Origin of the sequence: Acinetobacter sp. WCHA29, from assembly GCF_002165335.1 — a bacterium.
In the GTDB taxonomy this organism is placed as follows: domain Bacteria; phylum Pseudomonadota; class Gammaproteobacteria; order Pseudomonadales; family Moraxellaceae; genus Acinetobacter.
The window spans coordinates 12,169-28,695 of sequence record NZ_NHRQ01000030.1; the positions used below are offsets into that span (position 1 = coordinate 12,169).

11 protein-coding genes are annotated in these 16,527 nt (G+C 39.3%); 4 read left to right on the top strand and 7 right to left on the bottom strand.

Annotated features, from left to right (window positions below; all coding sequences use genetic code 11):
* Nucleotides 1-38 precede the first annotated feature (38 nt).
* From CDG59_RS13865 to CDG59_RS13890, 6 genes are all read right to left on the bottom strand, one after another.
* Entirely contained in the window at nucleotides 39-641 is a 603-nt protein-coding gene (locus CDG59_RS13865) for an alpha/beta fold hydrolase (protein ID WP_087545830.1), read from the bottom strand.
* Between the two features lie 71 nt (nucleotides 642-712).
* Complete coding sequence (gene dapF / locus CDG59_RS13870; protein ID WP_087545831.1) at nucleotides 713-1,567, bottom strand: diaminopimelate epimerase; 855 nt, start codon at nucleotides 1,565-1,567, stop codon at nucleotides 713-715.
* A 6-nt stretch (nucleotides 1,568-1,573) separates the two neighbouring features.
* A complete protein-coding gene (gene lysA, locus CDG59_RS13875) occupies nucleotides 1,574-2,824 on the bottom strand; it encodes a diaminopimelate decarboxylase (RefSeq protein WP_087545833.1) in 1,251 nt (416 codons plus the stop codon).
* A 22-nt stretch (nucleotides 2,825-2,846) separates the two neighbouring features.
* Nucleotides 2,847-3,074 (bottom strand): LPS translocon maturation chaperone LptM, encoded by a 228-nt coding sequence (gene lptM / locus CDG59_RS13880; protein ID WP_087545834.1) that lies wholly within the window; start codon nucleotides 3,072-3,074, stop codon nucleotides 2,847-2,849.
* Nucleotides 3,075-3,217: 143 nt separating this feature from the next.
* Nucleotides 3,218-4,630, bottom strand: coding sequence for an amino acid permease (locus CDG59_RS13885; RefSeq protein ID WP_087545836.1), 1,413 nt, complete (start codon nucleotides 4,628-4,630; stop codon nucleotides 3,218-3,220).
* A gap of 310 nt (nucleotides 4,631-4,940) precedes the next feature.
* The gene (locus tag CDG59_RS13890) at nucleotides 4,941-6,434 is read right to left on the bottom strand and encodes an alanine/glycine:cation symporter family protein (RefSeq protein ID WP_005161364.1); all 1,494 of its coding nucleotides are present in this window, start codon (nucleotides 6,432-6,434) and stop codon (nucleotides 4,941-4,943) included.
* Nucleotides 6,435-6,786: 352 nt separating this feature from the next.
* Between CDG59_RS13890 and radA the strand changes: the two genes are divergently transcribed.
* Both radA and CDG59_RS13900 read left to right on the top strand, forming a co-directional pair.
* Nucleotides 6,787-8,178 carry a DNA repair protein RadA gene (radA, locus tag CDG59_RS13895; RefSeq protein WP_087545838.1) on the top strand — a complete coding sequence of 464 codons (1,392 nt, stop codon included), beginning with the start codon at nucleotides 6,787-6,789 and terminating at the stop codon, nucleotides 8,176-8,178.
* 82 nt (nucleotides 8,179-8,260) lie between these two features.
* Nucleotides 8,261-9,235, top strand: a complete 975-nt coding sequence (locus CDG59_RS13900; RefSeq protein ID WP_087545840.1) for a Tim44 domain-containing protein — start codon at nucleotides 8,261-8,263, stop codon at nucleotides 9,233-9,235.
* A 498-nt stretch (nucleotides 9,236-9,733) separates the two neighbouring features.
* Here CDG59_RS13900 and CDG59_RS13905 read toward each other — a convergent pair whose 3' ends face one another.
* Nucleotides 9,734-11,359: an inorganic phosphate transporter gene (locus CDG59_RS13905; protein WP_087545842.1), complete on the bottom strand. Its 1,626-nt coding sequence runs from the start codon at nucleotides 11,357-11,359 to the stop codon at nucleotides 9,734-9,736.
* Between the two features lie 438 nt (nucleotides 11,360-11,797).
* Here CDG59_RS13905 and metH point away from each other — a divergent pair, with 438 nt between their 5' ends.
* Together metH and CDG59_RS13920 are read left to right on the top strand one after the other, a co-directional pair.
* Nucleotides 11,798-15,484, top strand: a complete 3,687-nt coding sequence (metH, locus tag CDG59_RS13915) for a methionine synthase (RefSeq protein WP_087545843.1) — start codon at nucleotides 11,798-11,800, stop codon at nucleotides 15,482-15,484.
* Between the two features lie 247 nt (nucleotides 15,485-15,731).
* On the top strand, nucleotides 15,732-16,466 hold the full coding sequence (locus CDG59_RS13920) for a retron St85 family effector protein (RefSeq protein ID WP_087545845.1): 735 nt from the start codon (nucleotides 15,732-15,734) through the stop codon (nucleotides 16,464-16,466).
* The last annotated feature ends 61 nt before the right edge of the window (nucleotides 16,467-16,527 follow it).

Genomic DNA, 16,527 nt, shown 5'->3' on the forward strand with positions numbered 1-16,527 from the left:
GGTATCACAGCACGCTTTTTATACGTTTTAATCATGGTCTAAATCATTTTTAAATAGGCATTTATTTGTATTGCCACTTCATCTGCATCTTGCTTTGCCAGCCCATGATCACCACCCTCGACAATATAAAGTTTTGATTTTTTAAGTATCTGATTTAAATATTGCCCAACTTCGATTGGGCTAACTGAATCTTGATCGCCCCAAATGAGTAATGTTTCTACCTCTATCGTAGATAGAAATTCCTCATAATCGACCTTTGTCGTCACAAACCAATCAGGGGATTCCAAATATTCCTGTCGATAAAGCTGACGCCAATCTTGCACCTGAAATCGATCTAAATTGATTCCACCTGAAGTTGCAATCAATACGAGACCTTTAACCAAATCAGTTTTCTGTAAGGTCGCAGCAATTGCAAAAATCCCACCCATGGATTGAGCGATGAGAATAGAAGGTTGCTCAATCTGTGCAACGACATAATTGCTCAGATCATCAAAATTGTTAATCTCTGGATCAGTTGCCACACCATGAAAGCCTGGATAATGAATTATTTGTTTGGTGTAGGCTTCTGGAAGTTTGGCAACTAAAGGATTCCAAAATTGAGTATTTCCAGACGCACCTGCAAGAAAAACTAAATGATTCATTGTTATCCTTTGAAATTATAATTTTCTCTTCATGTAGACACTCCATTTAGGAATGTCTACTGATTCCAAGATTAACCTTGGAAATATCGTAAATCCAATCGCGCATCGTAGACATGCGTGGTTGGACCTGTCATCCAAACCACATCACCTTCACGCCAAGCAATATGCAATTTACCACCTGCAAGCTGAACTTCAACTTCATTGGCAAGTAAACCACGGCGCATACCACTGACCGCAGCCGCGCAAGCCCCTGTACCACAGGCCAAGGTTTCACCCACACCACGTTCATATACACGCAAACGGATATGCTTTTCATCAATGATTTGCATAAAACCCGCATTTACACGTGCAGGAAAACGTGCGTGTGATTCTACTTGTGGGCCAATACGCTCAACATCAGCAGTTAATACATCAGGTACGATAGTCACAGCATGAGGATTCCCCATGTTCACAACATCAATATTGATACTCTGATTGTTTGCAAGTTCTAGTGCGTATAAGCCTTCAATATCTTCATGTTCTTGGGTAAGAAATGGAATTTCTTCTGGAAGAAATTTTGGTGGTCCCATATTTACACGAACCCACCCATTGGCACCCAATTCAGGCTCAACAATACCCGCTTTAGTTTGTACACGAATTTTAGTTTTGGTCGTCAATTGACGCTCATGTACAAAGCGAGCGAAACAACGTACACCATTACCACATTGTTCTACTTCCGAACCATCAGCATTAAAAATTCGATATTTAAAATCAACATCAGGAAAATCAGGTGGTTCAACAATCAAAAGTTGATCAAAACCCACACCAAAATGACGATCGGCTAAACGCTGAATAGTGATAGTATCTAAATAAGCACGCTGGGTAATCAGGTCAACGACCATAAAATCATTGCCCAAACCATGCATTTTGGTAAATTCTAAATACATCTCAATTTACTCCTCAGGCAATAAACGTTCTTTTTCCCAAAGTGATTCTATGGTTTCACGTTCACGAATTAAATAGGCTTGATCACCACTGACCATAACTTCGGCAGCACGACCACGGGTGTTGTAATTCGAGCTCATTACAAAACCGTAGGCACCTGCACCTAATACAGCAAGGACATCATTTTCTTGAAGTGCTAAATCACGCTCTTTACCCAAGAAATCACCTGTTTCACAAATTGCACCAACTAAATCCCAAGTTTTTACTTCAACATCAGCATTCGGATTCACCGATTGAATATCCATCCAAGCTTCATATAAAGCTGGGCGAATTAAGTCATTCATCGCTGCGTCAATAATGGCAAAGTTACGGTGATTCGTCGGCTTGAGTAAATCTACCTTAGTGAGTAATACACCTGCATTGGCAGAAATACTACGCCCTGGTTCCATATAGACTTTTAGGCCCAGTTTTTCCAAAGCTGGACGCATGGCATTGGCATATTCGGCAACACTTGGTGGTGTTTCATCTTTATAACAAACGCCTAGACCACCACCAATATCAATATGTTTGAGGTTGATGCCCAGACCTTTCAACTGTTCAATCATCACAATGACCCGATCAAGCGCATCAACAAAAGGCTTGGTTTCTGTCAATTGCGAACCGATGTGGCAGTCAATACCGACAATCTCAAGATTTGGTAATGACGCCGCATATTGATAAGTCTCATTGACTGTATCACTTGGAATACCAAACTTGTTTTCTTTCAAACCTGTTGAGATATAGGGATGAGTTTTCGCATCGACATCTGGATTAACACGCAGAGAAATCGGAGCTTTTTTACCAAGTTTCGCCGCTACTTTTTGGATCCGATCCAGCTCAGCATGTGATTCAACATTGAAACATGCAATACCTACGGTCAAAGCCTTTTCAATGTCAGCTTCAGATTTACCTAAACCAGAAAATACAATTTTTGAAGGTTCACCACCTGCTGCGAGAACACGTGCTAGTTCCCCACCCGTCACAATATCAAAACCTGCACCAAGTTTTGCTAATACATTCAGAACAGCGATATTTGAGTTTGACTTCACTGCAAAACAGATTTGATGATCAATAAAATCAAAAGCACGATGCATATCTAAATAATGCTTCTCAAATGTAGATTTTGAGTAAACATATAAAGGCGTGCCAAATTGCTGTGCGAGCTGATCTAATGAACATTGCTCAGCATGCAATACTCCATTAATGCGAGTGAAACTCATGAAGATGTCCTTATTTACAAACTTAAGGTGAGGTTGTCTGTGATACTTTTGAAGATGTTGCTGCTTGGTTTTCAGCTTTCACATCATCAGATGACGTTTTAGCCTGAGACGTTTCATTTTTATAAAGCAGGTATTTTGTACGTTTGTCATGATTGATATCAGAAGGTAATTGCAATGCCCCTGACTGACCACATGCAGTAAGTACCACACTACTGAATAATAAACCGATCGAACAAATGACTTGACGCATCTGAGCACCTAACTTTTACAATTCGTAGCAGTATAACGTGATCATCAGATTGGCTAAAGTCTAAACTTGAAGGAATAAAACAATATCCATAAAAAAACGCCGACTTAGATGCCGACGTTCTTGTTCATTACTTCTTTAACTGCTTACTTCTTTTTATTTAAGAAATAACCAATTGCCAAAATAACAAACCAGATTGGGCTAACTTTAAGTGACTCTAAAGTGGTTTCGTCCAAAGCAAGGAAATAAATCGTTGCAAGGAAGAATAAAATAACCACCCAACAAGTAAACACGCCACCAGGAAGTTTAAAGGTTGATTGTGCATGTAACTCAGGACGGTTTTTGCGGTAGTTAATATAACTCCACATAATCACAATCCACACACAGATAAACAGGATGGTTGATAAAGTGGTTGCTAGAGTAAACGCTGTCACTTCATCATTGGTTCCCGTCTGTACTTTATAAATGAACTGTACAAATGCACCAATAAAGATACACATTGATGAGAAAACCAATGCTTTTGAAGGAACGGCAGATTTAGACAATTTACCAAATAATTTTGGTGCTTGCTTATCCGTTGATAAACCAAATAGCATACGACTGGTCGAAAATACACCACTATTCATTGATGACATCACTGAAGATAACACCACCAAATTCATAATAATCGCCGCAGAAGCAATACCTGCTTGTGAGAAGATGTTTACGAATGGGCTGACTTTAGGGTTAATTTGATCCCAAGGTGTTACACACATCACCACGAACAATGCCAATACATAGAAAATAATGATACGAATTGGAATTGAGTTAATCGCTTTCGGTAAGTTACGTTGTGGATCTTGTGTTTCAGCGGCAGTTGTACCGACTAGCTCTACACCGACAAAGGCGAAAATTGCAATTTGAAAGCCTGCGAGGAAGCCATCTAACCCTTTAGGGAACATACCACCATGTGTCCACAAGTTGCTAATACTCGCCGTTGTACCCGCAGCATTAGTGAAGCCCGTAAAGATCATCCATAAACCAACCGCAATTAAGACAATAATTGCTGTGATTTTAACCATTGCAAACCAGAATTCCATTTCACCGAATAATTTTACGGTGACAAGGTTCAACCCAAGTACAAATAGAATCGCAACAGTACTAATCAACAATCCACCCAATGGAGTAAATGACTCGCCCCCATTGAAAAACTCAAGATAGTAAATAATGGCTGATAGATCTGCGATACCAATCGTGACCCAACATAGCCAATACGTCCATCCAACAAAATAACCCGCCCAAGGACCGATTAAATCAGTGGATAAATCAATAAAAGATTTATACTTTAAATTCGATAAGAGTAATTCACCTAAAGCACGCATCACGAAAAACACCATGATACCGATCAAGCCATAAATGAATAAAATAGATGGTCCAGCTAAACTAATGGTTTTGCCTGACCCCATAAACAATCCCGTTCCGATTGCTCCACCAATCGCAATCAGTTGAAGATGTCGATTAGATAGACTACGGTGAAGCTCACTTTGCTCGTTGGCCTCACCTAAATTTTGATTCGACATTTTTACAAAAACTCTCAAGTACTTTTCGTTCGTTAGCTAATGCTCAAATCAAAATGACAATTCGCACCATTTAATGGCATCTTCTTGCATTGTAAATTGCTTTGATGATGTTTTAGCTAGCCAATTTTCTGTCTGTACAACTCAACATTTCAAGTTAAATACAAATGGACCTGATCATACGCACAAGGATGTACCAACTCAATGCACTTTTTTGACTCTATATTTTTCAATAGCTTAAAAATTAGGCAATAAAAAGCAGCCTCTTAAGGCTGCCTTTATATCTAGATATTTACTTTAATTTATTATGATATTAGTTTTGTTTATTCTTAATACGATCTTCCCAAAAGGTGGCGTTACGAATACCAAGTTTTACTGGATCAAAAGTAAACTCTTTAACACCTGCTTTTTGCTGCTGTTCATAATCTCTCAACGCTTTAATCGTTGGTTTCCAAATGAAGTAAGTCACAATAATACCAATGATATTAATCCAAGCCATTAAACCTACACCGATATCTCCAATTCCCCAAATATAACCTGTTGCACTGATTACACCATATGAAACAGAAAGAATGATGAAGCATTTGGTGATAAATAATAAAGATGGAGTTTTAGTAATATAACTTAAATAAGTAATATTGGTTTCAGCGATATAGTAATACGCAACAATCGTTGTAAATGCGAAGAAGAATACAGCTAATGCAACAAAGATTTGTCCAAAACCACCAAATACAGTACTTACTGCCATTTGAGTAAACGCAGGAGAGCCAATTTCAGCCGTGGCGGCAACATTTTGTACAATAAATTGACCTGCTTCTAGAGTACCTTGAACATTGTACATTCCAGTAATAAGAATCATAAATGCAGTAGCAGAGCAAACAAATAAAGTATCGATATAAATTGAGAATGCTTGTACTAAACCTTGTTGAGCAGGATGCTCTACCTCAGCTGCGGCAGCGGCATGTGGTCCTGTACCCTGACCTGCTTCGTTAGAATACACGCCACGTTTTACTCCCCAACCAATTGCAGCACCAAGACCTGCCATAGGAGAAAAGGCATCAGCGAAAATTAAGGAAATCACACCAGGTAACTTATCGATATTGATAAAGACAATAATTAATGCCATTACAATATAGCCAGCCGCCATAAACGGCACTACAAATTCAGCGAATTTTGCAATACGTTTGATACCACCAAAAATGATGACTGCAAGTAGTGTTACAATCACAACTAAAGCGAGTAGTTTATAAGTGCCGACATTTCCAAAAACAATTGCACCTTCACCTGTGATTTGTGTGAAAGCATTACCTACTGCATTTGCTTGAATACCGGGTAAAAACAAACCACATGAAATGATCGCGGCAATCGCAAATAAAATACCCAACCAACGCTGACCTAGACCTTTATCAAAATAAAAAGCGGGTCCACCACGATATTGTCCTTGATATTCAACTTTATAAATTTGACCTAAGGTTGATTCAACATAAGCAGTACTCGCTCCTAAAAATGCAACAAGCCACATCCAGAAGACCGCACCTGGCCCACCAAAACCAATTGCTGCTGCTACACCTGCAATATTACCTACACCAACACGACCTGAGAGTGAAACAGCGAGTGCTTGAAACGAAGAAATACCTTGTGCCGATGAGCCTCCTTTAATGAGGAGGCTTATCATATCTTTAATCTGACGAACTTGAACAAACCTTGTTAGGACGGAGAAAAATAAACCTGCACCTAAACATAAATAGATGAGAGCTTTGCTCCAAATAATACCATTTATCCAATCAACAATTTCTGCTGCACTCATAAACATCAACCTTTTGTATAATTTAAAAATATATCAATTGATACATTTTCATTTGTCTGAGCATCAGCAATATTTATGCCATTCAATATAATTCTTACGACAACAAATGAGCAAATGCTCAAAGACCTTCCGTGGAAAAAAGTGAGTTTAAAGAATTTTCGACTCAAAAACCTACTATATCTTACTTGTAAAAGTCTTATATCGTGTTATTTTTCTGAGCACTTCCCTTTAACCAGTCAATTACGAAAACACCGTTTAATCTTAATTCCTTATCAAGAAAATGAACGATATTGATCTTTTCCGTAATTACTCTACTTTTTAACTAATTTATCGCAAATTTTCAATTTTATATATGGCAAAAATTAAAACTGTTTATCGATGTGAACAATGTGGTGCAGATCATTCTAAATGGGCTGGTCAATGTTCTGAGTGTGGCGAATGGAATAGTCTAGTAGAAGTTCGACTGGAACCGACAGTTAGTCATAGAGCTCAGCCTAAAATGGGCGGTGGTTATGCTGGTCAAAGTGCTAATATCACAACCCTTAATCAAATCTCAATTTCACATGAAACTCGTCTACAGACAGGTATTAGCGAATTCGATCGTGTACTCGGTGGCGGTTTGGTTACAGGCTCTGTTGTACTGATTGGTGGTGATCCTGGTATTGGTAAATCAACAATTTTATTGCAAACCGCAACTCACATGGCTAGTAAGAAAAGTTCAGCTCTTTATGTCACAGGCGAAGAATCACTTTCACAAGTTGCCTTACGTGCTCAACGTTTAGATCTGCCTACAGACCAACTCAGAGTTATGGCTGAAACTTGCGTGGAACGTATTTGTGAGGTTCTCGCACAAGAGCGTCCTGCTGTGGCTATTCTTGACTCAATTCAAACCCTATATACAGAAACTCTGCAATCTGCTCCAGGTGGAGTTTCACAAATCCGTGAGTCTGCTGCCTTACTTACTCGTTTTGCTAAAAATAGTGGTACCGCCTTATTTATTGTCGGTCACGTGACCAAAGAAGGTTCTCTTGCGGGTCCACGTGTCTTAGAGCATATGGTGGATTGTGTACTTTACTTTGAGGGTCAATCTGACTCACGTTATCGTATGATACGTGCTGTAAAGAACCGTTTTGGTGCAGTAAATGAACTTGGTGTCTTTGCCATGACCGACAAAGGACTTCGGGAAGTTGCCAATCCATCTGCAATTTTTCTCAGTCGTTATGATGAAGCGATTCCTGGTTCAATTGTCATGATCAGCCGTGAAGGAACGCGCCCTCTCCTAGTCGAAGTTCAAGCCTTAGTTGATGATGCTCACGGGCAACCACGTCGAGTGGCACTTGGCTTAGAGCAAAACCGTTTGAATATGTTACTTGCAGTGATGCATCGTCATGGTGGTGTGCAAACCTCAGGACAAGATGTTTATGTCAATGTAGTGGGTGGTTTAAAGATTACCGAGACTGGCTCTGATCTTGCGGTTTTATTGGCTTGTGCATCAAGTTTAAGAGGTAAAGCCCTGCCACAACAATTGGCAGTTTTTGGTGAGGTTGGACTATCTGGTGAGATTCGTCCTGTACCGAATGGTCAAGAAAGATTAAAAGAAGCGACCAAGCATGGCTTTAAATATATCATTTTACCAAGAGCTAATGCACCGCAAAAAACTATTGATGGCGTTCAAATCATTGCCGTTGCACGCTTACATGAAGCTCTCACTGAAGCAATGCAATTGAGTGACGAGTTGACATAAAAAAACATACTTTTTTAGTTGAAATTATCAACGAATACCTTCATAAATACACTTACATCTTGGAATTAAATAGGAATTTTCGATGCAAGTACACCAGCGTGGCTTGATGGCAGCTTTATTGATGGCAACTTTGGTCGCGGCACCAGTTGCAGAAGCTAAACGTGCGGGCGGTGGCAAAAGTCATGGTATGAGCCGTTCTAGCTCAACTAGCCAGTCGTACCAACAACCTCGTCAAGCGACTCCGACTCAACAACAAACAACTACTCCACAAAAGTCTGGTCCTGGTGTAGGTTCAATGGTTGCTGCTGGTGTAGCAGGTGCTGCTGTAGGTGCTGTTGCTGCAAATGCGCTTGCTGATGATAAGAATCCAACTGCAACAGAACAACAAGCTGCTGAACAAGCTCAACAAGAAGAAAAAGGCGGCATTCCTAGCTGGCTTTGGGTTCTTCTTGCAGCTGCTATCGCCTTCTTTATATTCCGCAAATTAGGCGCAAAAAAAAAATTAGCAGCCAATAATCCATACGCTCCAAACAACAGCGGTCAAAACAATTTTGGCCGCCCTAGCTCACCTCAATCAACAGCTCGTCAATCTGGCGATAACACCAATATCTTTGGTCAATCTGTCGGTGGCGGTATGGCTGCTCCTCAAGCAGCATTTGGCGGAGCATCAATGAGTAGTGGCAATCAACTCCCTGATGGTACTGAACCTGCTGCATTCCTGCGTGTTGCACGTCAGCGTTTCAACCACATTCAATCTGTCAATAGTGCAAGTAATGTTGAAGAAATTCGCCGCTATTTAACACCTGAGCTTTTTAATTCAATGTATCAGGACATCATGGCCAATCAGGATCAGGATGTTGCTGAATTTAGTAACCTGAATGCAATGGTAGCAGATAGTGCAACTGAAAATGGTCAATATGTTGTCAGTGTGCGTTTTACAGGAACAGTCAGCGAAGATTTAAACAGCTTACCGCAACCTTTCACCGAAATTTGGCATTTTGTTAAACCTGCTGGTTCACAACAGGATTGGGTTGTTGCTGGAATTCAACAAGCTTAATTGAATTGAACTCACGTAATACATGTAAAGAGCTGTTTCGACAGCTCTTTTTTTTTCGATATTTAGAGATAGAAATAAAAAAAGCCACTCTCTATTTTGGAGAATGGCGGAGTGTAAACCCTAATTTAGATTGCCTATATTTTTAAATAGATCTAAACAGGCAGTTAAGTAAACTGTATATCTCAGTTATCTTAGCGGATAATCAAGAATAAAAATATTCCTCGTTTGGGGAATAAAACTTTTTGTAATAGGTTCACGTAGATCTTCTTCGCTTATTTAGGAACAATCATTACTTCAGGCATTCAGGCATTCAGGCATTCAGGCATTCAGGCATTCAGGCATTCAGGCATTCAGGCATTCAGGCATTCAAATTAGAACAGATTTACTTGAGTTAGAGCCTAGGTTTTTGTCCTTATCTATCGCTATCTTATGACCCATAAAAAAAGCTTTGCCGAGGCAAAGCTTTTAAATGATTTGGCTTTAAAGTAAATCAAATCATTATACAAACTGTAAGAATAACCAGTATAAACCACCAGATAAACAAATCGTTGCTGGCAAGGTAAATATCCATGCAGAAAGGATTGTTTTCACTGTCGCGAAGTTCAGCCCAGACTTGTTGGCAACCATTGTCCCTGCAACAGCACTGTTTAGAACGTGAGTTGTTGAAACTGGCATACCTAAACCATCAGCAGCAGCAATCGTTGTCATTGCAACAAGTTCAGCAGACATCCCTTGACCATAAGTCATATGGTTCTTACCAATACGCTCGCCTACAGTCACAACAATACGCTTCCACCCCACCATCGTACCTAAGCCAAGCGCAAGTGCCACCGCAACTTTAACCCAATTTGGAATGTATTGTAGGAATGAATCAAGATTACTACGGTATTCTTTTACCACTTTGGCTTGGTCTTTATCCATCGCTGGTAAAGCTTCAGCTTTATCTAATCGCTTGAAAGTTGTGGTACTTAAATACATATCATTACGGATTTCGCTTACAGCAGCTTCAGGAATATCCTTTAAGTTGCCATAAGTCGCTACACGATCACCCAAATGAGAGGTCATGCTTGCAAGAGCAGGAACAACTTCTGGGGTTTGCTCTTTGGTTTGAATATATTTAGTGAGTACAGCACGCGCTTTCTCATCAGATAATTCATTCTGATTGACATTCAATACTGTCGCTGTTTGAGCCGAAAGCTGTTCGAATGATTGTAGATGTTGAGCATCTAAGTTTTTATTCAATGAATAAGCCAAAGGAACCAAACCAATCAAAATCAACATGATTAAGCCCATGCCCTTTTGACCATCATTAGAACCATGTGCAAAACTTACACCCGTACAGGTAAAGATTAAAATCGCACGAATAAGTGGTGGTGGTGGTTTGTTACCAACAGGAGGTTGGAACAATTCCAATTGGCGCTTAAAGATTGTTTTAACCAGTAAGAATACAATTGCTGCAAATGCAAAACCGATCAAAGGTGAAAATAACAATGCCTTTCCTACTTTGATGACTTGATCCATATCAATGCCGCTGGTTGCGCCAGTTGATGCATTTAACAAGTGATTCATGATCCCCACACCCAAGATCGAACCGATCAAAGTATGAGAACTTGATGCAGGAATACCTAAGAACCAAGTTCCTAAGTTCCACAGAATCGCTGCAATCAACAGTGCAAAAACCATAGCAAAGCCAGCACCACTGCCGACATTCATGATCATTTCAACTGGAAGTAATGCAATAATTCCGTAAGCAACAGCACCACTCGCGACCATAACCCCAAGGAAGTTACAGAAACCAGCCCACATCACTGCAACAGGTGCAGGTAAGGCATTGGTATAAATCACGGTGGCAACCGCATTGGCTGTATCGTGGAAGCCATTAACAAATTCAAAGCCTAAAGCAATGAATAATGCCGTGGATAGAAGAATAACTGAATATAAACTCAAAGGTGGTACATGCGCTAAGTCAGCACTCACCTGAAAACCAATATAAATAAGTGTTGCAATAATAATTGTTAAAAACACCGGCATAAAAAATTTCGGTGTAGGAACATGTACATTCGTCGATTTTGCCGTAGAACTGGCAAGCGGTGAATCCGAAACAGGAGGAAGATTAGAATTCATGTAGACGGTAAGAGGATAATAAAATCCTCTGTATTGTTTAATTAAATTATGACAATTATATGACAAAGGACTGTCATATGAAGCCAAATTTTCATATTTTTCTTATATTTTTTTATGTTTTTTTTGATTCAAACCAAGATTATTTTTATTTTAATATAACAAAAACAATATCTTAATTAAAAATAAATTCAATAAAACCTGTTTGTCTGATTTTGCAACAAACACAACAAAATATGAAAGTTATTTGTCATATTCCGAAATATACGTTGTGTTTTTAGGCATTATTCACCGAAATTATTGCAATTTCATGAAGCTTTTATGACATTTTCAACCTGACTGGATGAATTACATCATCCTGATGCTGAAAATACGCGCTTTTTGTTCGCTTCTGTTACAATGCCCCTGCTTTTTATCTTCATCATCGACTGGGGTTTCTGAATGTCCACGCTTACCACCCTACAATCACTTCTTGCCCAACGTATCCTAATTATTGATGGTGCGATGGGGACGATGATTCAACGCCATAAATTAGAAGAACAAGATTATCGTGGTGAACGTTTTGCAGATTGGGCCTCAGACCTAAAAGGCAACAATGATTTATTGGTACTCACACAACCACACATTATTCAAGGCATCCATGAAGCCTATCTGGATGCTGGCGCAGACATTATTGAAACCAACAGCTTTAACGGCACACGTGTTTCCATGTCGGACTATCACATGGAAGACCTCGTACCAGAGATCAACCGTGAAGCAGCACGTCTCGCGAGAGCGGCTTGTGATAAATACTCTACCCCAGATAAACCACGATTCGTGGCAGGTGTACTCGGCCCTACATCACGTACATGTTCGATCTCACCGAACGTCAATGATCCAGCATTCCGTAATATTACTTTCGATGAACTAAAAGAAAATTATATCGAAGCAACACACGCCTTAATTGAAGGTGGTGCTGACATTCTATTAATCGAAACAGTTTTCGATACATTGAACTGTAAAGCGGCAATCTTTGCGGTCAAAGAAGTCTTTAAGCAAATCGGTTATGAACTTCCATTGATGATTTCAGGTACGATCACAGATGCCTCAGGTCGTACATTGACAGGTCAAACGGCTGAAGCATTCTGGAACTCAGTGCGTCATGGTGATTTGCTATCAATTGGTTTTAACTGTGCATTAGGTGCAGATGCAATGCGCCCTCACGTTAAAACGATTTCTGACGTTGCAGATACCTTTGTTTCAGCCCATCCTAATGCTGGTTTACCGAATGCATTTGGTGAGTATGATGAAACCCCAGAACAAACCGCAGCCTTTATTAAAGAATTTGCTGAGAGTGGTTTGATCAATATTACTGGTGGTTGCTGTGGTACCACACCAGATCATATCCGTGCGATCTACCAAGCTGTTAAAGATATTCCACCACGTAAAATTCCTGAGACTGTTCATGCTTGCCGTTTAAGTGGTTTAGAACCATTTAATATTTATGATGATTCTTTGTTTGTAAACGTTGGTGAACGTACTAACGTTACAGGATCAAAAAAGTTCCTTCGTCTCATCCGTGAAGAGAATTTTGCAGAAGCTTTAGAAGTCGCTCAGCAACAAGTTGAAGCTGGTGCGCAGATCATTGATATCAACATGGATGAAGGGATGCTCGATTCGCAAGGTGCGATGGTGCATTTCCTGAATCTTGTCGCTTCAGAACCTGATATTTCTCGTGTGCCAATCATGATTGACTCATCGAAATGGGAAATCATTGAAGCAGGTCTAAAATGTGTTCAAGGTAAACCCGTTGTAAACTCGATTTCCTTAAAAGAAGGTTATGACGAGTTTGTCGAAAAAGCTCGTCTCTGCCGTCAGTACGGTGCAGCAGTTATTGTCATGGCTTTTGACGAAGTTGGTCAGGCAGATACCGCTGAACGTAAACGTGAAATTTGTAAACGCTCTTATGATATTTTAGTCAATGAGGTTGGCTATCCAGCTGAAGATATTATTTTCGATCCAAACGTGTTTGCAGTAGCAACAGGGATAGAAGAACACAATAACTATGCCGTAGACTTTATTGAAGCGACTGGTTGGATCAAACAAAACTTACCACATGCCATGATTTCTGGCGGTGTTTCTAACGTTTCGTTCTCATTCCGTGGTAATGAACCTGTACGCGAAGCGATTCACTCAGTATTCCTCTATCATGCCATCAAACAAGGCATGACTATGGGTATCGTAAACGCTGGTCAGATGGCGATTTATGACGATATCAATAAAGAGCTGAAAGATGCTGTTGAGGATGTTGTACTTAACCAAAATCAAGGTGAGACAGGTCAAGCTGCAACTGAAAAACTCCTAGAAGTTGCTGAAAAATATCGTGGTCAAGCGGGTGCTACCAAAGAAGCTGAAAATCTTGAATGGCGTAATGAGTCTGTCGAAAAACGTCTCGAATATGCTTTGGTTAAAGGTATTACCACGTATATCGACCAAGATACTGAAGAAGCACGTTTAAAATCAAAACGTCCGCTTGATGTGATCGAAGGCCCATTAATGGACGGCATGAACGTGGTCGGTGACTTGTTTGGTTCAGGAAAAATGTTCCTTCCTCAAGTTGTTAAATCTGCACGCGTCATGAAACAAGCTGTAGCATGGCTGAATCCGTACATTGAAGCTGAGAAGTCAGAAGGACAATCTAAAGGTAAGGTCCTGATGGCAACGGTAAAAGGTGACGTACACGATATTGGTAAAAATATTGTGGGTGTTGTCTTGGGTTGTAATGGTTATGACATCGTTGACCTTGGCGTGATGGTACCTGCAGAAAAAATTCTGCAAACGGCAATAGATGAGAAATGTGACATCATTGGTTTGTCAGGTTTGATCACCCCTTCTTTGGATGAAATGGTCTTTGTTGCCAAAGAAATGCAACGTAAAGGTTTTAATATTCCTTTATTGATCGGCGGTGCAACCACATCAAAAGCACATACCGCAGTTAAAATTGATCCTCAATATTCAAATGATGCTGTAATTTACGTCGCGGATGCTTCACGTGCAGTGGGTGTCGCAACCACCCTACTTTCTCCTGAAATGCGCGGTAACTTTATTGCAGAGCATCGTGCTGAATATGCCAAGATTCGTGAACGTTTAGCAAATAAGCAACCGAAAGCTGCAAAATTGAGTTATGCAGAATCAGTCGAAAACGGTTTTAAAATTGATAATCACTATGTACCACCAAAACCAAATGCTTTGGGTACACAAGTTATTAAGAATTATCCGCTTGAAACCTTAGTTGAATATTTTGACTGGACACCATTCTTTATCTCTTGGAGTTTGGCGGGTAAATTCCCGAAAATTTTAGAAGATGAAGTGGTCGGTGAAGCAGCGACTGATCTTTATAATCAAGCGCAAGCGATGCTGAAAGACATCATTGAAAATAAACGTTTCGATGCCCGTGCTGTGTTTGGCTTATACCCTGCTCAGCGTACTGGTGCAGATACTGTCAGCGTATTTGATGAATCAGGTCAAAATCGCACTCATACCTTTGAGCACGTACGTCAGCAATCAGACAAAGTGACAGGTAAACCAAACTTGTCTTTGGCAGATTATATTAAGCCTTCTGAACAACCTGAAGATTATCTCGGTGGTTTTACGGTGTCGATCTTTGGTGCTGAAGAATTGGCAAATGAATATAAAGGCAAAGGTGATGACTATTCAGCAATTTTGGTTCAGTCTTTAGCGGATCGTTTTGCAGAAGCTTTCGCTGAACATTTACATGAACGTATCCGTAAAGAGTTCTGGGGCTATAAAGCGGATGAAACGTTGAGTAATGAAGAACTGATCAAAGAAAAGTATGTCGGTATTCGTCCTGCGCCAGGTTACCCTGCTTGCCCAGAGCATTCTGAAAAAGCGGTGTTGTTTGATTGGTTAGGTTCAGAAGCGAAGATTGGTACGAAGTTGACTGAACACTTTGCGATGATGCCGCCATCTTCTGTCAGTGGTTTCTATTATTCGCATCCTCAAAGTGAATACTTTAATGTGGGCAAAATCTCGCAAGATCAACTTGAAGATTACGCAAAACGTAAAGGCTGGACACTGGATGTAGCGAAACGTTGGTTAGCACCGAATTTAGATGATTCGATTGCTTAAATCTTTGAGGTTATGTAATATTAAAGGTATATTCTCTTTAGCCTTTTTATAAAACGAACTATTTTGGGTAGTTTTATAAAAGTTTAGCGTTTCGCTAAACTAATGTTATTGTGAGAAATTTAGGCTTGCGTTAGATGAATTTCTGCGCACCTAAAGGAGCTTAGAAATTCATCTAACGCTATCCTGAGTAAAGAGATCTGAGAGGTGAGTTAAAGCTCACCTCTCTTTTATTAATAATAATTTTCTTATGTCATTCGAATATTTTATATTAAGTCAAATTGATACTTGGGGTGTTGATAGATTTAAAATCAGCATTGATAAGCCTATTATTTTTGTATGCGGTGGTCAGCTTGAATATGTAGATCAATACAAAAGTGAAAGCGATGATTTCCAAAAAAAATTTCAAAGCCTACGTAAATTTTTTTGCGATAATATTTTTCATGTTAAAAATTCAAAAAAAAACATAATTTGTGAAAATATTCATTTAGCTGAAGATTTTTATAATTATATTCAAGTTGGAAAATATACAAATTTATTAGATTTTGAAAATGATATCGCTCAAATTTCTAGTCACGTATTAATTTTCTTAGAAAGTGAGGGAGCACTCGTAGAATTAGGAATGTTCGTAAACAATGAGCACCTTAAGAATAAACTAATGGTAGTTGTTCCAGCCAAACATCGCCAAACCGAATCTTTCATTAATTATGGTCCTTTACAATATTTAAAATCCATCAATGAAGATTCTGTTTTAACTTTTGATTGGTGTAATACAATGAAGAACTACACATCAGATATAGTTCAAACTATTACTGAAGATTTGATTGAAATGCTACCTAGAAGTAAAACAGTTTTATTTAATAAGAATAACTCTTCTCATCATATTTTTCTTCTTTATGAGCTTATTAGAATTTTTTATCCAATTACAGTTAAAGAGTTAATGGAAGCACAAAAAATTATCTTAGATATTAGACTTCCTTCATAAATCATTTTTCAATCAATTTAATTGTTTATCTTTCACCCAATCTAAATTGTATATGCCAGCA